17 protein-coding genes and 1 pseudogene are annotated in these 16,966 nt (G+C 34.6%); 9 read left to right on the top strand and 9 right to left on the bottom strand.

Annotation, left to right across the window (positions count from 1 at the left end; all coding sequences use genetic code 11):
• The first annotated feature begins 725 nt into the window (after nt 1-725).
• Both JF73_RS08375 and JF73_RS08370 read left to right on the top strand, forming a co-directional pair.
• Entirely contained in the window at nt 726-1,001 is a 276-nt protein-coding gene (locus JF73_RS08375) for a hypothetical protein (RefSeq protein WP_052727794.1), read from the top strand.
• A 99-nt stretch (nt 1,002-1,100) separates the two neighbouring features.
• A pseudogene (locus tag JF73_RS08370) lies at nt 1,101-1,304 on the top strand (IS3 family transposase); the annotation flags it as partial.
• 27 nt (nt 1,305-1,331) lie between these two features.
• Here JF73_RS08370 and JF73_RS08365 read toward each other — a convergent pair.
• The 4 genes from JF73_RS08365 to JF73_RS08350 form a co-directional block, all read right to left on the bottom strand.
• Nucleotides 1,332-1,817 carry a hypothetical protein gene (locus tag JF73_RS08365; RefSeq protein WP_038524699.1) on the bottom strand — a complete coding sequence of 162 codons (486 nt, stop codon included), beginning with the start codon at nt 1,815-1,817 and terminating at the stop codon, nt 1,332-1,334.
• Nucleotides 1,810-2,628 carry a DUF3100 domain-containing protein gene (locus tag JF73_RS08360; RefSeq protein ID WP_046327802.1) on the bottom strand — a complete coding sequence of 273 codons (819 nt, stop codon included), beginning with the start codon at nt 2,626-2,628 and terminating at the stop codon, nt 1,810-1,812. The genes JF73_RS08365 and JF73_RS08360 overlap by 8 nt, the downstream gene beginning before the upstream one ends.
• Nucleotide 2,629: 1 nt before the next feature.
• Nucleotides 2,630-3,895 (bottom strand): M20/M25/M40 family metallo-hydrolase, encoded by a 1,266-nt coding sequence (locus tag JF73_RS08355; RefSeq protein WP_046327801.1) that lies wholly within the window; start codon nt 3,893-3,895, stop codon nt 2,630-2,632.
• A 1,497-nt stretch (nt 3,896-5,392) separates the two neighbouring features.
• A complete protein-coding gene (locus JF73_RS08350) occupies nt 5,393-5,758 on the bottom strand; it encodes a DUF805 domain-containing protein (protein ID WP_046327800.1) in 366 nt (121 codons plus the stop codon).
• Nucleotides 5,759-5,917: 159 nt separating this feature from the next.
• On the opposite strand from JF73_RS08350, the gene JF73_RS08345 reads away from it, so the two are divergent.
• The 5 genes from JF73_RS08345 (at nt 5,918) to JF73_RS08325 (ending at nt 10,156) form a co-directional block, all read left to right on the top strand.
• A complete protein-coding gene (locus JF73_RS08345) occupies nt 5,918-6,805 on the top strand; it encodes an SDR family oxidoreductase (RefSeq protein ID WP_046327799.1) in 888 nt (295 codons plus the stop codon).
• Between the two features lie 147 nt (nt 6,806-6,952).
• Nucleotides 6,953-7,438, top strand: a complete 486-nt coding sequence (locus JF73_RS08340) for a GNAT family N-acetyltransferase (protein WP_046327798.1) — start codon at nt 6,953-6,955, stop codon at nt 7,436-7,438.
• Nucleotides 7,439-7,479: 41 nt separating this feature from the next.
• Entirely contained in the window at nt 7,480-7,872 is a 393-nt protein-coding gene (locus tag JF73_RS08335; protein ID WP_046327797.1) for a cytidine deaminase family protein, read from the top strand.
• A complete protein-coding gene (locus tag JF73_RS08330) occupies nt 7,872-8,315 on the top strand; it encodes an ASCH domain-containing protein (protein WP_046327796.1) in 444 nt (147 codons plus the stop codon). The genes JF73_RS08335 and JF73_RS08330 overlap by 1 nt, the downstream gene beginning before the upstream one ends.
• A 275-nt stretch (nt 8,316-8,590) precedes the next feature.
• The gene (locus JF73_RS08325; RefSeq protein ID WP_046327795.1) at nt 8,591-10,156 is read left to right on the top strand and encodes an ATP-binding cassette domain-containing protein; all 1,566 of its coding nucleotides are present in this window, start codon (nt 8,591-8,593) and stop codon (nt 10,154-10,156) included.
• On the opposite strand, the gene JF73_RS08320 is transcribed toward JF73_RS08325, so the two are convergent.
• Together JF73_RS08320 and JF73_RS08315 are read right to left on the bottom strand one after the other, a co-directional pair.
• A complete protein-coding gene (locus JF73_RS08320; RefSeq protein WP_046327794.1) occupies nt 10,143-10,478 on the bottom strand; it encodes a hypothetical protein in 336 nt (111 codons plus the stop codon). The two genes, JF73_RS08325 and JF73_RS08320, sit on opposite strands and share 14 nt — an antisense overlap.
• Entirely contained in the window at nt 10,468-11,268 is an 801-nt protein-coding gene (locus tag JF73_RS08315; RefSeq protein ID WP_046327793.1) for an SLC13 family permease, read from the bottom strand. The genes JF73_RS08320 and JF73_RS08315 overlap by 11 nt, the downstream gene beginning before the upstream one ends.
• A gap of 231 nt (nt 11,269-11,499) precedes the next feature.
• Between JF73_RS08315 and JF73_RS08310 the strand changes: the two genes are divergently transcribed.
• Together JF73_RS08310 and JF73_RS08305 are read left to right on the top strand one after the other, a co-directional pair.
• Nucleotides 11,500-12,228 carry a gamma-glutamyl-gamma-aminobutyrate hydrolase family protein gene (locus JF73_RS08310; RefSeq protein WP_046327792.1) on the top strand — a complete coding sequence of 243 codons (729 nt, stop codon included), beginning with the start codon at nt 11,500-11,502 and terminating at the stop codon, nt 12,226-12,228.
• A gap of 9 nt (nt 12,229-12,237) precedes the next feature.
• Nucleotides 12,238-13,641 carry an APC family permease gene (locus JF73_RS08305; RefSeq protein WP_046327791.1) on the top strand — a complete coding sequence of 468 codons (1,404 nt, stop codon included), beginning with the start codon at nt 12,238-12,240 and terminating at the stop codon, nt 13,639-13,641.
• Between the two features lie 79 nt (nt 13,642-13,720).
• On the opposite strand, the gene JF73_RS08300 is transcribed toward JF73_RS08305, so the two are convergent.
• From JF73_RS08300 to JF73_RS08290, 3 genes are all read right to left on the bottom strand, one after another.
• Nucleotides 13,721-14,899, bottom strand: coding sequence for an MFS transporter (locus tag JF73_RS08300; RefSeq protein WP_046327790.1), 1,179 nt, complete (start codon nt 14,897-14,899; stop codon nt 13,721-13,723).
• A 74-nt stretch (nt 14,900-14,973) separates the two neighbouring features.
• On the bottom strand, nt 14,974-15,852 hold the full coding sequence (locus tag JF73_RS08295; protein WP_046327789.1) for an AraC family transcriptional regulator: 879 nt from the start codon (nt 15,850-15,852) through the stop codon (nt 14,974-14,976).
• Nucleotides 15,853-15,924: 72 nt separating this feature from the next.
• On the bottom strand, nt 15,925-16,821 hold the full coding sequence (locus tag JF73_RS08290; RefSeq protein ID WP_046327788.1) for an alpha/beta hydrolase: 897 nt from the start codon (nt 16,819-16,821) through the stop codon (nt 15,925-15,927).
• Nucleotides 16,822-16,966 lie beyond the last annotated feature (145 nt).

Below are 16,966 nucleotides of genomic sequence, written 5' to 3'. Positions count from 1 at the left end.
CAATGCACTTTACTTTTACTACCAGCAAAGTAGATTAATCACTTTTACTCATTTATTAATGCTGTAAAAATATAAATAACATATTTCCCCTTTTACAAATTTGGTTTAATCATGACTTGTCTAAACTAGGATCAATATTTCAAGGCTTTTTTATGTCAATGATTTTAAAATTATTATCTTTAGAAAAACTTAATATTTTGGGTAGAATATTGTGTAAGCAGTATTCTGAGATTAATTAAAAAATAATATTATTAATAATATTAATATAATAATATTTGGTAAAATACTGCTTACACAGTATTTTATAATACTTTTTTAAAATGCTTAATTTATGTTGCTATAAAGCCATTAATTGCAATTGTAAACTTCTATGTTATAGTTTACTTATGATCAATTAAGAAGGCTAAAAATCTTTATTGATCGAAAGTAAATATTAATAAAGAAAAAGTAAGTATATTTACCCAAGTTCATTTGAACTTGATGAAATATAACTTACCTCCACAATCACTTTCTAGAAATGATAGGTTCTAGTTGGGTTTCTTTTCCTTTTTTTAGAAAGGGGGTGATTAAATGAAATCGTTTTTGATAATAATTTCTTTAAGTTTTCTTCTTAAGGAATTATCATCTGTTTTCAAACAAATTACAAAGTTGATAATTGCTTTGAAAACTCCAACGACAAAAAAAGTAAGTAGTAGATAAATAGCTGATCAAGCAAGAGAACGAATTTGGAAAAAATTAAGTGTCTTAGTCTTAGTCGACCAGTGGACCAAGAACCGCAAGCTCCGGAAGTAGCCCTGGCAGTTACCCAACTAAGACGCGAGCTTAAAGGAATCGTAACTTTTATTCTTGACACCATTAATGCCAATCCCAATCTGCCGCATCTATCCCGTAGTAATTTCTACTACACTTTAAAGAAGGAGGATCAAGATCGGAAAAACCACGAAATAATGGCAGAAATGAAAGCTATCTACGAAGAACACAAGCACCGCTATGGCTATTAGCGCATTACTGTAGAGCGAGCTTAGGCGTTGCTTCAAACTTGACTAAAAACTATGGAATTAACCAATTAATGTCACGCTAAGAGTTCCCTTCATGACAAGTTAATGGAAGACTCCTTCGGAATACTCAAACGAGAAATGTTTTATGGCTTTGAAAAGCAATATAAAAATCTCATTGAACTGGAAGATGCGATTAGAGACTACATTGAGTATTACAATCAGAAAAGAATCAAGATCAAACTAAAAGGACTAGCTCCGCTTGAATATCGGAAATTAGTCCTTAGTAAAGCTAATAAAGTGTCCTAACTTTAGAGATCACAATTAAAGTAATTATTAATGAAGATTGAGAGCAATTTGTGAGATTAAGGTATCCATAAAGTACATACCAAAGAAAACAAAAATTGCTACTATTAAAATCTTCCAAGATATTTTAGTCAGTTCTTTCAAACGGTGGGTAACTGATATTCCAGCAAATGCTAGAACAGAGGTTGTTAGTGAGAGAAAGTCTACAGCATTAATAACACGAACACAGTAGGGACTAAGCAAACAAAAAATTAGAGAAACAATTGAAACCCAGCCTAGAATAGGGAAGCCCTGAATGATTTTCCAAGGTACTTTTTTCATCAGCATACTAATAACTATGCCTAGTAGTGAAAAAAGCCATAACATACCTAAACCAATGAATGTATCAATAGTAATTGGTGTGCTTTTGGGATTTCTAATTAACTTAACCCATTGAACAAATAATACTAAGCTAATACTGAGTAAAAGAATGACAGCATCTTTAAATAATTCATATAAATTGTTTTCTTTAGTCATGATCTGGATAAACTTCTTTCTTTTTGTCTAGCAGGCTGGTAATGTGTGTGTACATGAATCTTTGCAGAGGCACTGCCAGGAAGTACATGATATAAGTACCAATAAAACTAGTTAGTAACTGACTGGCCGCGGCAAAGGACAAAATAGTGTCACTGTGTTTTGGTACCAAAGCTGCTAAAGACGATGAAGCTGCAGTCATCATTGAACTAGAACCAACACCGGCACTCATTGCAACAGCTTTATAGTTAAAGCCCATCCCTAGAAGAAGTGGAGCAAGGATTGAAAAGATAATTGAACCAAAAATGGTACCAATTAAATAAATTCCGAGTACGCCACGACCCTCAGGGGAATTTAGCGTGTATTTTTCACTAATATATGCTAGTTCACCTTCACGGCCTAAGCCTAACGTTGAACCTATAGCTTCTTCTCTTAAGCCAAGTAATAGTGCCACAGGTAAACCAAAGAGAATCGTGCCTAAATTACCTAATTCGTGGACTAGAAAAACCCAACCAACTGAAATAATTTCATTGATTTTAGGGGCCACATTCGCTCCATAACGTGCCATTAAAGGCAACATGATAAGAATCATATATTTACCGGCAAATTTTACCCGTTTATCATTGTAAAGTTTTTTAATAGGTTTTGCTGGGATTAAATAAACTAAAATAGCAATAATTACCGCAAATACTAGAGGTAAGATAGAGATTTCAATTTTGCCGATTTTAAATACTTGGGTACTAATCATTTCAGAAACTGTATCTATTAACAACACTAAAATGATTAGCGGGCCGTATGCTTTTAAATATTTCATTTTATTTTGCCATCTTTTCTAATTCAGTTAAATATTCTTCTTTTGTTTTCTTATAGGTTTTTACCTGATCCAAGTTATTTGAAATCTTAAGAATACTGTTAAAGACAAATTCAGGAAAAATTGCTAGAACAAACTCAGGATCAACTAGGGTAAAGTCATCACCATGAATAGTTCCGTTCCAACCACCATAACCGATTTGGATGGTTGGTATTAAAAAACTGACATCCCCAATATCACCTGCCGCCATTGTGTAGCCCCGATTTTCGATTAAACCGGTAATTTTTTCATCTGCAGAGAAGACATCTTTCACAATAGCGCTCATACTTTTACTGGAGATCAAAGGTAAGTAGCCAACTTGCCTTTCAGACTCAACTGAGCCACCAAGTGCTGATGCACAGCCTTCTGCTGCCTGTTTAAAACGGTTCATTAATTTTTGAGCATTGTCTATGTCGAAAAATCTTAAATCTGTCCCCATTTTGATGTGATCAGGAATTACGTTAATTGATTCATGATTTTCACCAACAATTACGGGATTAAATCTTATACGATTGGGATCCTTAATTTGCTGACGCTGCAGGGCTAAAGCGGTATTAAATAATGTTGCTATGCTTTGAGCATTAATACCTGCATCTGGGGCGAAAGCCGCATGACTGGCCTTGCCATAAAAATCAAAATATTCAAAATTAAAGCCCGCGAGATCACAATTAATTTCGATAGTTCGTTCATCAAAATCTTCGCCTATCGCATGAACTGAAACACAATAGTCAATATCGTCAAAAATGCCGAGTTTAATAGCCTCTTGTTTGCCACCAAAGTAATCTATTTTTCCTGCTTCTTTTTGCTGTTTTCTCCAAGCAAGATCAACAAATTCTTCGGATGGAGTGAAAATAAATGCTAGATTAGCACCAAAATCTTCAAGCCGGTGATTGGTAATTATTTCGTTCATAATTGCTAGTGCGGTAGTGATCTGTGTATAATGGCCACAAGCTTGAGCAGCACCAGTACTCGTATCTGCTACTTTGTGATTAGGCTGATAGAGTGAATCCATTTCGGCAATAATTCCAATGGTTTTTTGGCTACCATTAGTTAACGTTACTTTTAAACCTGTATTGAGATAATGTTCGACTTTTAACTCGGGACTAATTTTGTTAATTTCAGCTTCAATCTTGCTAGAAGTTTTAAATTCTTTATAACCAAGTTCTGGATTATGAAGTAAAAAATCAGCAATTTCAGATAGTTTAGCGTAATATTTTTGAAAACTTGACATTAGATCCTCACTTTTTGCTTTCTTATTATCGAATGTGACAATAATAAGAATAAAATAAAATTAAAAACTATGCAAGAACAAGAAGATTGGGTTGTATTATTAAAGTTCGTATTTTATATTTTTTCTAGCAAAATATGTTACTAGAAGGCAGGTAGCGATGTTTAAACGAAAAAATGAAGCAACTACAAAATGATGTGATCTCCAAATTTAGGACAAATTAGGCGGTATTTTTATCGTTAAATAAGATAAAATTGAAATCTATCAGCTTTAGCATGATTATTAAATTGGTTCTGGTGAATTAGGTCCGCGTTATCAGGTTGGATTATCTAATACTAATTACATCCTAGCCTTGCTTACACCTCATTATTTGGTTTGGCTTTTAAAAATTTTGGCAGCAGCTAGTTGAGTTTATTGAATACGTGATAAACTACATTTTTTGTAATTTTGAAAAAGTAGATCAATGAAATCACAAAAAAAGCAGATAAATCATGATTTGATGATTTATCTGCACCCGAAATTATTGTTTTTAGAATAGAAATAGTCAAGAGGTTTATCTGCACTCGTAATTATAGTTTAGTTATTATTTTTAGAACAGAAATAGTCAAGGATTTTATCCGTAAAAGTAAAAAATATAAAATATATTGCAAGACTAATTAAAAACATCAGAAGATTTCTGCCACTAGACCAAAATGGCCAACAGTTTGGGAAAAACTTTTCAGTCAAAATGCTGCTTATCATTATGGAGAAAAAGTATGCAAAAAACTGATAAAGTTTAAAGTGTTTGGGCTTACTTCTAGATCTTTTTTGACTTACCGTTAATTTTTGTTTATTTGTTTCCATAATAACACTCTATTTTTTAAAAAATAAAAGTTGCAATTGGACTTAAAGCTAAATTAGTCACTCCTGAAATTGCTAGTTTTGAATTTTAAATTAATCATCCCTTTGCTGCTAAATTTTTAGTACCGGTACATTTTTAAATTATATGAAAATTTTAATCATAAGCAAGTGATTAATTTCATACAAATATCATTAACTCTGTGACAATTATATCAATATTTTATATACATTTAAAAAATTGTATATTATAAGTATTGCTAATGCTGCTACTACATCAAGCTAATATCCAATTTAAAGCAAATAATTCAATTACTTTCATAATGAAAACTGTTACTAAATTAACTAGTATCATTCAACTAATTTTTTCTGATTACTGAGTTTAGTTATATTAAAATCTATGTGGCGATTTAACTATAATTCAGGATTGCGCACGATTTTTAAAATTGCATCTGCATTGCTTTTGCGTGAACCTGATACACCAATATGAGATTCATTTCATTACGATCATTGAGCTAGGGCAAACATAAAGTAGTATAATGCAAGCCGTATCCAATCTTGGTTATGTTGCTAGCGTAAGTATTGGCTATGAAAGAAAAAGTGCAATAATTGCACTAAAAGTACATTATTGCACGTGATTTATATTAGAAAAGGAATTACATTTTAATCGTAATTATTTGCCTTGGATGGTAACAGCATTAAAATGACAAACCAAATGTCGCCAATGATTGGAATTATCATAATCAGAATCCACCAAGCAGAGTGATTGCTATCATGTAAACGGCGAAAACGCAAAGATAGCATTGCAATCCAGACAACGAAGGAAATAATGAGAGAACTAGTCTTAATACTCCAGTCGCCCCAAGTATAAATATCATTGATTGAATGGCCTAAAAGGCTCTCAACTAAATGTATTAAGATAAAAGCCAGAATCCAATTAATAATTACCGGCCACCAGTATTCTGAACGACTAGCAGTACCAGAAAAATTAAAGATATTCTGCCAGAATTTTTTGTATGATTTAAACATTAAGTATTTCCTCCTATTACACCTAATAAATTCATAATATAGCATCGCATTTAATTGGGCAAAGATAATGACTTTTTGTTAATTAATAAGCAATATTTTTGTTTTATTATTATAAAAGCGGTATCTTGAAATTGAATTTATTGAAGGGAGAAAGTAGAAATGGACAATAATTTATCAGACCCGTTAAAACGTTATCATCATGATGATTTTCCTAAGCAATCACAGGAATATCCAGGCGTGCAAAGTAAAATGGATCCTACGCCTAGTGGCGACATGGCTGACTATGAAGGACACGGCTTGTTAAAAGATCGCCATGCACTTATTACTGGTGGTGATTCTGGTATTGGTCGTGCTGTCGCAATTGGCTTTGCCAAAGAAGGAGCCGATGTAGCCATTCAATATCTACCGGCAGAAGAATCCGATGCTAAAGATACAGCTGAACTCATTAAAAAGGCTGGACGTAAGGCAGTTTTGCTGCCAGCTGATTTCCGTAAACGCGGCGAAGCAGAAAAAGTTGTTGAAAAAGCTGTCAAAGAATTTGGCAGCTTAGAATTACTGGTCATGAACGCAGCTATCCAACAAAATGCTGATGGTTTAGAGAATTTGTCAATGGATCAAGTTCACGATACCTTTGAAGTTAACATCATCTCCATGTTTGAAATGGCTAAAGCGGCTGTGCCGCATATGAAACCAGGTAGTGTAATTTTGACCTCGACTTCCTTAGAAGGATTTAGTCCATCACCAATATTGCTTGATTATGCCGCAACTAAAGCGGCAATCGTCAGCTTCTCTATTAATTTGGCTCAAAGTCTTGCTCCAAAGGGTATTAGGGTTAATAGTGTTGCTCCTGGCCCAGTTTGGACACCTTTACAAGTTTGCGGCGGTCAGCCAACTGAGGCTCTTTCCACTTTCGGTCAAGAAGTACTTTTGAAACGTGCAGGACAACCAGATGAAATAGCTCATGTTTATATTTTCTTAGCTTCAAACTTGGCAAGTTATGTCACAGGTCAAGTCTATGGTGCTACAGGTGGACCAGCTATTAATTAAAAGGTAACAAATGAAATTTAGTTTCCGTTTTTACTTAGTGTAATAAGTAAAAACGGATTTTTTGTTGTAAATTTGCTTTTTGAATGGGGTTTCAGTATATTAAATAATTAATTAGTCTTTAATATTTAAAAGAATAGAGGTGAAGAAATGAATAAAAGTATTTTTCAAAAAATAGCAATGCTGTCGCAAAAAAATGCCTTGATTATTGCGGATAAATGGCATTACAACGGACAATACGCTTTTTATGATATGAAAAATGATCAAGAAGATTATGATGAAATAATTTCTCCCCAATTGCGTAAAAATAATTACTTTCAGGTTTTGGATGAAGATGATAATTTAGTCGCCTTCTTTTGTCTTGATCCAGATAAGGAGAAAAAAGAACAAGTTGAAGTTGGCTTGGGATTGGCTCCAAATTTAACTGGTCGTGGTTTAGGCAGCGAATTTATGACGGTTATCGAAAATTATGTTAAAAATAACTATGATTATCAAGTAATTGTTTTAGCGGTAGCTGAATTCAACCTGCGTGCAATTAAAGTCTATCAAAAGGCCGCTTATGTCAACACAGGGACAGAAATGGTTCATTCAAATGGCGGCATCTATAAATTTAATATTATGACTAAAAAACTTTGAACGTAATCTATAGACAATTTATAAAAAATGAGGGGAAAAAGATGGATGAAAAATGGCAAAAAATGTATGAAGCAGCTAAGAAAGTACAAGGATTCACCGCGATTGGTCCCCATATGGAAGCTGGTGGTGTCGCTGCTGCAGTTATGACAGAGTCAGGAAATATTTATACGGGAGTTTGTGTTGACACGGCTTGCGGATTAGGTGTTTGCGCGGAACGAAATGCTCTTTTTAATATGATTACTAACAGTGAAACAAGGATTAGCAGAGTTTTAGCATTAATGGCAGATGGTAAAAATGGTGCGCCGTGTGGAGCTTGTCGTGAATTTATTGTTCAATTAATGGAAAAAGATTATCGCCATATTGAAGTGATGCTGGATTATGAAAGTGGGAAGGTCGCTACGATGGGTGAACTGACTCCAGAATGGTGGTTATAATGGACGAAAAAGTAAAACAATTCTGGTATAACTTTTGTCTTAAACACAATTTGGCTACTGATACTAAAGTTGATGCCTGGGCTTTTGGTTCTAGTAAAGAAGATGCAGATGAATTGGCTGAACTAGTTGACAAGGGAATCAAAACTGCAACAACTTCGGAATATGTACCTGGCTATGAAGATATTTCAAATATTGGCGATTGGAACATAATTCTTGATGGTCAGGGTGAACCTGTCTGTGTTGTTCAAGATAAAGTTGTAGAAATTATCCCTTATAATCAAATTTCTGCAGAACATGCTTATCATGAAGGTGAAGGTGACCGTAGCTACCAGTACTGGCGCAAAATTCATGATCAATTCTTTGAAGAAGAATTTAAAGCCAATGGTCAAAAATTTTATCCGCAGGCACCAATGGTATGTGAGATTTTTGAAAAAGTTGAATAATTTGTCTGTTGAAAAATTAAATAAATATGATATAGTTGAAACAATTTAGGAAAAGAAGGTATTGCAAAAAATGGAGAATTAATTTCTGGTTTTATTAGTAAGCAAAAAAGTTTGATAACCAATGCTTTTATCATGCATTTTTGCCGATAATCAGAAATTAGTATTGTTCTCTATTAAGGTGGCGCTTTAATTTCACCGCTTTTTGTGCACTGCTAATCAAATTATGGGCAATTTGGTTATCAGTGCTTTTTATTTAGCAAAAAGCAGGTGCTAGTATGGAATATATTAGAATAACTAATCTCACCGTTGAAAATCGAGACGGAACTTTGTTTTATGCCCCACATTTGAATATTCAGGACAATCAAATAATTGGTTTAATCGGGGATAATGGTGTAGGTAAAACCACATTGATTAATACTATTGCCCAAATGTCTACAATTTTTAGAGTAACGGGACAAATTCAGCGCCACTGCCGCATTGTTTTGGTGCCACAACTTTTAAATAATGATGAGCAAAGTGGTGGGGAAAAAGAAAAAGAAGCCATTACTCAGGCAATAATCAGATTGGGTCAAGCCAGAGATTCTTTGTTGATTCTGGATGAACCAACTTCTAATTTAGATATTGAGCAACAAAGATGGCTAATTAAAGCCTTAAGTAGTTTAAAACAACCAATTTTGATAATTAGTCATGATCAGTCTTTTTTACAGAAACTTGTTAATTTTATTTGGCACATTAAAGATCATCAAGTTCATGAATTTAAGGGTTCATATAGTGAATATTGTCAATTTCTCATAGCTGAAGAAAAAAGAAAAAACATAGAATACCATGAAAAACTAACTAAAATTAAAAAACTAAAGAAAGATCAAAGAGACGCTGAAATAAAGTCTCAAAAGGCTACCAAGAAAAAGAAAGATATGTCTTGGTCGGATTGGAAAATAAAAGACAGCAGCAAGATAGAGAAAAGGCTTAGCCGAATTAGTACTCAATTAAAAAAACGTATAACTAGCGAAGAAGCTGCGCTGGAAAAACCACAAGTCCATCATACAATTACATTAAGTAACGTTAAAACAACAAACTTAGATCTATCACAAAAAAGTAGTTTGGTCAGATTAGGCATTCAAGATGTTGTCTTACACGGAAACAAATTGTTTAGTATAACAAAAGATTTGCAAATAAAAGGAAGAGAAAAAATTGCATTAACTGGCAAAAATGGTGTCGGAAAATCAGTTTTTTTAGCAAAATTATTTCATCAAAAACTTAACGCTTGGTTTAATCCGCAATTAAAAATCGGTTATGTTAAACAGAATATTGCTCAAGAAGCTGCGGAAAGGGAGACAGTGATAGAAACAATTTCTAAAATCAGTGTTTTTGATAAAACAACTACTATGCAACTTTTAGGTGATTTACATTTAAGAAGATTTCTGAATAACCAAGTCTGTGATTTAAGTGGAGGCCAGCTAGTTTGTTATAAATTGGCAAAGGTGCTATTAGGTGAACATAACTTACTGATACTTGATGAACCAGATAATTTTTTAGATATTTCAGCTATTAATGCTCTTGAGACATTTCTAAAAAATTATCCGTTTGCTATTATCCTGGTATCTCATGATCAGAACTTGCTGAAAAATTTGAATTTTGCAATCTGGGAAATAAAAAATCATAAATTAATTACGGCTAGTGATTTTTCCAGTCATAAGAATACCAATATTGATAATCGGATTAATTTACTTCAATTTAAATTAGATAAACTAATTACCGCCCCCAATGCTTCATTTAAAGAGATAGAAAATATTTCCCGGGAAATAAATAATCTCAAACATAAAATCTCTAAAGAGAACTAAGTTTTATTAATTGTGGTAACAGTAGCATAACTATCTCGCCCAGCAGGATTAATAAAATAAAATTGATTGCCAAAAAGCCTAATAATACTCGCCCGCTGTGAACATGCGCTTGCTTTAAAGCTAATAAATTGGCAAATGAAGCTAACGGGGTCCCTAGTCCACCGACATTTACGCCCAGAAATATTGCGACTATATCTGTACTGAAACGAGTCATGAGAAAAGTAGCTGAAACATTACTGATTATTTGGCTCAGTAAAATACCTGTCAGATAAGTAATTAGAGAACTTTGTTGCAACAAGTGCGTAACTAAATTAATGACCAATTTTTGTCTTCCTAAAATTCCCACTATCTATTAAGAAAAACCCTATGAAAGTCACTAAAATACCATAATCAACTTTTGTAAATAAAAGGTGGTTGATAAGCAATACGGCTAGAGCGATTGTTATTGTAGTATAAATTAACTGTATAAAATGGAGCACGCCGGCAAGTACCACTATGAGTAGGGCAAAAGCAGTGATTAAAGATAGCGGCTTAATATTATAGTTTGTTTGCTTTAAGGCAGGTAGTGGAGTTGCAGGGATGGTAAAAGTGGTTAACAAAAGTAAAGCAAAGCTGATTAGAAATAAAGGGACTGAAATTTTTAAAAAATTAGGAGTGGAAAGTTGATAATGATTATAAATATAAAGATTTTGCGGGTTACCAAAAGGTGTTAACGCACTTCCAAGATTTGCTGCAATTGTGATTAACGCTAAAGGAAAAACGAAGGGGCCATGAACTTGCTTGTGAATAACTAGAAAGAGCGGAATAAGACTCAGGATGGCGACATCATTAGTTAAAAACATCGCTAAAAATCCCGCTAATAAAACTAACAATTGGACAACCTGTCGATGAGTATATGCCAAATTAATGATTTTTTGACTCAAATAGTCTAAAGCCTTAATGTGAATAAAATACTGTGTAACAAGCATTAAACTGAATAATGATAAGATGGTTTGCCAATTAACATCGGAGATTTTAGGCAAAGAATGGCAAAGTAAGCTTGCTAAAAGCAAAATTAGCAAAGTAACCCACATTATTTTCTGTTGTTTAATAGTTCTGCTTAAGTTTTTCATGAAATTTACTCTTTGTAAGATGACCAATAATAATTTTTAACTCAAATATTTTACTACACCAATAGTTTGGTAGCTAATCCTTAAGCCTAATGCAAGCTAAACATTTAAAGTGTTAATGCCTAACTGCACTAAATTGCACTAAAGCTGATATTAAGCAAAAGGCACACATAAATCGCTCATAACTATTATAATATTAATAAATAATAATATAAGCTTAAATGAGGAGGAAAAATGACTAAACCAATTATTGGTATTGCGGGATCGGAAATGATTGATTCTGGTGGAATGTTTCCTGGTTATCGCCGTAGTTATGTGAATGAAGACTATGTGGATTCTGTTGTTAAAAACGGCGGCGTTCCCTTTATTATCCCTTTTACTGCTGATGATGAAGTTATAAAAAGCCAAATGGCTCATGTTCAAGGACTGATTTTATCTGGCGGTCATGATGTTGATCCCCATTTATATGGTGAGGAACTAATGCCTAAAATTGGGCTAATTTGGCCCGAACGGGATCATTTTGACATGCTTTTATTAAAAATTGCAGAAGAAACTAATAAACCAGTTTTGGGAGTTTGCCGAGGAGCGCAAATTATTAATGTGGCGCACGGTGGCAGTCTTTACCAGGATATTAGTTATCGCTCAGAGCAAACTCTAAAACACGAACAAGGTCATACACCTGATTTGCCTACTCACAAAGTAACAATTAAGGAAAACAGCTTATTAGCTAAAACATTGGGTAAGACTGAATGCATGGTTAATTCTTTTCACCATCAGTTAATTAAGAAGGTTGCTCCTGATTTACTTGAAGTTGCGGATGCAAGCGATGGCGTCCCGGAAGGACTTGAAAATAAACAGGGTACTGTTTTGGCGATTCAATGGCACCCAGAAATGCTACATAACAATCCTAATACTAAGTATATGAATAATTTATTTAAATTTGTGGTTGAAAATGCCAAGTAGGGAGTAAATATGACTCAAAACAAAAACGCAGGAGACAAACTTGGCTTTTGGTCGATTGTTCTTTTAGCTATTAACTCAATTATTGGTTCCGGTATCTTTTTAACACCTGGTAGTGTAGTTAGTCAGGCAGGGAGTAAAGCTTTAATTGTCTACTTCATTGCTGCAATTTTTGCCTCAGTCTTAGCCATTTCATTTTCAGCAGCCGCTAAATATGTCACTAAATCTGGGGCTTCTTATGCTTATTCTAAGGCTGCCTTTGGCAATAATATGGGTTTTTACGTCGGCATTTTGCGTTACTTTTCCGCCAGTGTTGCTTGGGGTGTGATGGCTGTCGGTGTTATCAAATCAACTATTTCTATTTTCGGCGGCAATCCCGATAAATTTTTAAATGTTACTATTGGCTTTATGATATTAATGGTAGTAGTTACTGTAATTAACTTATTTGGACAAAAGTTTGTGAAATTTGTTATGAACATGGCTACAGCAGGTAAATTAGCTGCATTAATTTTAATTATTGTGGCGGGTGTTGTTTTACTTCTTAAAACTGGAGCCACACATAGTTTGTCATCTGTTGACCAAATAACGCAGAATGGGCATAAAATAGTACCAACTTTAACCACAACGGGATTTGTGATGGCTGTTGTTTCTGCCTTTTATGCGTTTACGGGCTTTGAATCAGTTGCTTCCGGTTCTGAAGACATGCAGGAACCAGAAAAGAATTTACCTAAGGCCATCCCGTTAGCCATTCTAGTTATTGCCGCAATTTATATTGGAGTAGTAGCCGTGGCAATGGTTTTAGATCCCAAGTCCCTCATGACAACTAAACAAGTAGTAGCCATTAGTGCAATTTTTAAAAATGAAGTCTTGCGGGATGTAATTTTAGTTGGTGCACTTATTTCTATGTTGGGAATAAATGTCGCTTCTAGCTTTAATGCACCGCGCATTCTGGAAGCAATGGCGCGTGAGCACCAGCTACCGGCAACTTTAACAAAAAGAACTAAAAATAATTTTCCCATTAAGACATTTTTTATCTCTGAAGCACTGGCAGTCTTAGTACCTTTATCATTTCAATTTAATATGACAAACCTGATTACTTTGAGTGCAATGGTCAGATTTTTAGGGTTCATTATTGTTCCTTTAGCAGTAATTTGCTTTTATTATGGTAAAAATAAGCAGCCAATTTTACCAGCCCCTAAAAATGTTGTAACTGACATCTTTGTACCAATATTGTCGATTGTCTTAGTAATCTTTTTGCTGGTTAAATATAATTGGCAGGCGCAATTCGGCATTATTGAGAATGGTCAAGTCGTTGGTGTAAACTGGTATGCAATCATTATGATGATTTTCGGCTTCGTCATTTTGCCGTTATTCATGTTTTGGTTCTCCAGAAAAGAAAGAAATGAGCAACAATAATTTGCAACAATAAATTATGCAATTAAAAAAGAGTTGAACGTGCAAGAGCGCGTCAACTCTTTTTTAATCTAACTATTTCTTAGTGATTTTTGACTTTAAAGTAGTGGATTAAGCTATAGCAAAATAGAATAGCCATACCGGCACCCGCCATTGTCATATCGGCACGAGGTGAACCATTGCCTAAACTGCTGCCCAGCCAATCAATAATTGTTGGTGAAGCGGCGCAGCCAACATTTACAAGAACTAAAGTAATAGTAGTAGCAAAGTTGACTGAATTTTGCGGTGCTGCTTCATCTAGCCAATTAAAAATATACGGTACGGATAGACCAAACCCAGTGCCTAAAACAATAACAGCAATCACCAATACTGGCAGGTTAGAAGCATAAGCAAGAGCCAATAGACCAACAACTTGTAGTAATAAGCCAATTGGTAAGATCAAATCTTGCAGTTTCTTTTTTAAATAGCCATAGCACATACCAACAGGAATACCAACAAGAGTTGCCACACTCGAAACAAAAGCAATTTGGCTCACATTAGCAATTTTTTGTGTAGTAGCCAATTGCGGCAACTTAAAAGTCATTGGCATAAAGAAGACGTACATAAAGAACATGATTAAAGAGATCTCCACTACGCTGCCGTTAATCTTATTTTCTTCTTTAGCTGCCGGGGCTCCAGTATTTGTTTCACTACTTTTTTCGTCAGGCAATGATACTACTAAACCAAACAATAGTATGATTGGTAATGATACTAGGTAGATTGCAAAAGTTGCATGCCAGCCCAATACGGCTAACAGACCAACACAAAAGGAAAATACTGCAGCACCCACACTACCCATCGAGTTTTGAAAGCCAAGCATAGTTGATAATTCATCGCCTTGATAGAATTTGGACAAAAGGCTAACTGCTAAAGAATTAAATAGCCCAATCCCAGCTCCTAAAAGAAAACGGGAAATTAAAATTGGTGTATAGCTTGTGCCATATATTGGGTAAGTACCTGCCAGCAGGGCAACTGCTAGCCCAGCCATAACTGTTGGCTTAGTACCGATTAGTTTAATTAAAAATGGACTTATAATAAGACCAACGACAATGCCAATATTAGGAATCGTACTTAATGTTTCGACAGCTGCTCTTGAAACTTGTGGAAATGATGAGTACATCAATGGCAATACTGAAGAAATTTGTGGCGCTATCATTAGCAATAGCGAAATTGATAATAAAGCGCATTTGAATAACCCAGATTTAGGATTAATTTTTTTCATATTAACTTGCCTCTTTTTTACTGAATATTAGTTTAGTAATATATTACTCTTTTTTTGCATACAAAATAGCGCTTTCAGTAGCTTGAATATGGCGCTGAGGAACTTTTTCTGATTTGCATACTAGTTTGTCCGTAATAATCAACCATTGCCCTGTTTAATGAGCGAATGCCACTAAAACCATTATTCATTGCAATTGCTGTAAGAGTATTGGCAGTGTGACGCAAGTCCTGATAGGCTTTTTGCGCCCGAAAATTTTTGAGGTATTTTCCGATAGTAGTTCCCATATTTTGGTGAAAAATTCTTTGCAGATATTGTCGTGATAAATGACAACTGTTTGCAATATCTTGTGGCGTGATCGGTTCTTGATAGTGGTCTTGAATATAATCTAACGCATTACGCAAATGTCCTGTAATAATTAAGTTACGTGATATTTGGCACTTGTTATCACGTGGCTTTAAAAAGTATTTGAGCAATATCTTTAAAACCTTATAGCTAAGAATAGTTAAATCAAGATTTTTAAAAGTTGCAGCAGGTGCTAATTTTGTTGCAATAATTTTACTTAGTAAAGTTTGCAGATGATGATATTGCGTTGCTTGTTCTACGCTTAATTCTTCAACCGGCTTCACTTCGAACTGATAATGATCCATTTCAGGAAACATTTGTAATACTAAAGAATAAGGGAAAAGCAGGGTTAAAGCCAAATCATTTTTAGTGCTGTTAAGATTGCGCACGCTGTGAACAACTTGGGTATTAATAATTAAAATTTCGCCCGGTTGGGTTTGGTAATCTACACCGCCGATGATAAAATGGTCAATTTTTCCCTTTAATGTAAAGCTCAGTTCAATACTTTGATGCCAGTGGGGAGGTACTTCTGAGGAGCCCGGGTATTGATGAACCTTAATAAAAACAGGCAGTTCATCTAGTTGCACCAACTCATGCTTGTCACTTGCCATGATGTTTTCTCCTTTACTAAAAATGGTCGAACTAAAAAAGCTACTAGTTCAACCAGTTTTGGTAATTATTATTTAATTGAGGTATTTACGGAAGAAGTCCAGCTCATCTTCGTTACATTGCTTTGCCAACTCATCTTTTTGGTTAATGTGGAAAACATGTCCGCGAGGATTATTACTGTCACCATAAAAATGTAGTTCGTGATAAATATTTTTGGCATGTAAGTATCCGGAAAGCATGTAGGCATTATCACGCAAAAAGTCATCGGTAGAGGTCATGATAAATAAAGGCGGCAATGCAGAAGTTAGAAATTGTTCTACATTTAGTTCTTCGTGTTTATTCATGCGAATTTCGGGTCTGAAATAAGCCTCGGGTGCGCCGGCAAAGGAATTAATTTCCGTTAAGAAGTAAGCGCCACAGTTTAAAGCTGCTGCTTTAATGGTCAGGTTAGGAACAGAATAGCCAAAATATTTACGGTATTCATTGTTAGTGTAAACTGCTAAAATTTGTTCACCCATTTGACCGCCTGCACTGTCACCAACTATAAAGACATTGTTTAAGTCAAACTGATATTTAGCCGCATTTTCTTTTTTGGCTACCCAATGAAATACACGGTTAACATCATCTAATTCGCCCGGATAAACAACGGCGGGTGCCAAACGATAATTGGCGTTGACGACTGCAAAGCCTGCTTTAGCTAGAGCTAAGCAATAAAACTGGTAAGTTTCCTTAGTGCCATATACCCAGCCACCACCATGGATATTGATAATAACTGGCAGTTTAGCATCTGTTCTTTTTTGGGGTAAATACACATCAAGAAGCTGATATTGTTGATCTTGACCGTAAGGCACATTATCAAATCTTTCTACTTCAGGTATTTGTGTTGGCAAATCAGCGTCGCGCTGGTCATCACCTTTTTTAAATTCTTTTCGCATTTCCTGCACTAATTTTAAATAATCTGGTTCTGCCATTTTACAGCACTCCTTTTTGTGAAATCGCTTTAACAAATATATTTTACTTCACTATTATGAAAAAGAAAGGCTATAAAGTCACTTCAAAATGGCTATTAAGCAGCTCAAATTTTTATTTTAGTACAATACTTTACTACCAAAATTT

It is taken from the genome of Lactobacillus helsingborgensis (assembly GCF_000970855.1).
GTDB classification, from domain to species: Bacteria; Bacillota; Bacilli; order Lactobacillales; family Lactobacillaceae; genus Lactobacillus; species Lactobacillus helsingborgensis.
This window is presented reverse-complemented; position numbering and strand designations above follow the sequence as displayed.

What these genes read in the sequence shown, in the direction of transcription:
- JF73_RS08365 (WP_038524699.1), bottom strand. Translation starts at nt 1,817, where the DNA reads ATGACTAAAGAAAACAATTTATATGAATTATTTAAAGATGCTGTCATT.
- JF73_RS08360 (WP_046327802.1), bottom strand. Translation starts at nt 2,628, where the DNA reads ATGAAATATTTAAAAGCATACGGCCCGCTAATCATTTTAGTGTTGTTA.
- JF73_RS08355 (WP_046327801.1), bottom strand. Translation starts at nt 3,895, where the DNA reads ATGTCAAGTTTTCAAAAATATTACGCTAAACTATCTGAAATTGCTGAT.
- JF73_RS08350 (WP_046327800.1), bottom strand. Translation starts at nt 5,758, where the DNA reads ATGTTTAAATCATACAAAAAATTCTGGCAGAATATCTTTAATTTTTCT.
- JF73_RS08345 (WP_046327799.1), top strand. Translation starts at nt 5,918, where the DNA reads ATGGACAATAATTTATCAGACCCGTTAAAACGTTATCATCATGATGAT.
- JF73_RS08340 (WP_046327798.1), top strand. Translation starts at nt 6,953, where the DNA reads ATGAATAAAAGTATTTTTCAAAAAATAGCAATGCTGTCGCAAAAAAAT.
- JF73_RS08335 (WP_046327797.1), top strand. Translation starts at nt 7,480, where the DNA reads ATGGATGAAAAATGGCAAAAAATGTATGAAGCAGCTAAGAAAGTACAA.
- JF73_RS08330 (WP_046327796.1), top strand. Translation starts at nt 7,872, where the DNA reads ATGGACGAAAAAGTAAAACAATTCTGGTATAACTTTTGTCTTAAACAC.
- JF73_RS08325 (WP_046327795.1), top strand. Translation starts at nt 8,591, where the DNA reads ATGGAATATATTAGAATAACTAATCTCACCGTTGAAAATCGAGACGGA.
- JF73_RS08315 (WP_046327793.1), bottom strand. Translation starts at nt 11,268, where the DNA reads ATGAAAAACTTAAGCAGAACTATTAAACAACAGAAAATAATGTGGGTT.
- JF73_RS08310 (WP_046327792.1), top strand. Translation starts at nt 11,500, where the DNA reads ATGACTAAACCAATTATTGGTATTGCGGGATCGGAAATGATTGATTCT.
- JF73_RS08305 (WP_046327791.1), top strand. Translation starts at nt 12,238, where the DNA reads ATGACTCAAAACAAAAACGCAGGAGACAAACTTGGCTTTTGGTCGATT.
- JF73_RS08300 (WP_046327790.1), bottom strand. Translation starts at nt 14,899, where the DNA reads ATGAAAAAAATTAATCCTAAATCTGGGTTATTCAAATGCGCTTTATTA.
- JF73_RS08295 (WP_046327789.1), bottom strand. Translation starts at nt 15,852, where the DNA reads ATGGCAAGTGACAAGCATGAGTTGGTGCAACTAGATGAACTGCCTGTT.
- JF73_RS08290 (WP_046327788.1), bottom strand. Translation starts at nt 16,821, where the DNA reads ATGGCAGAACCAGATTATTTAAAATTAGTGCAGGAAATGCGAAAAGAA.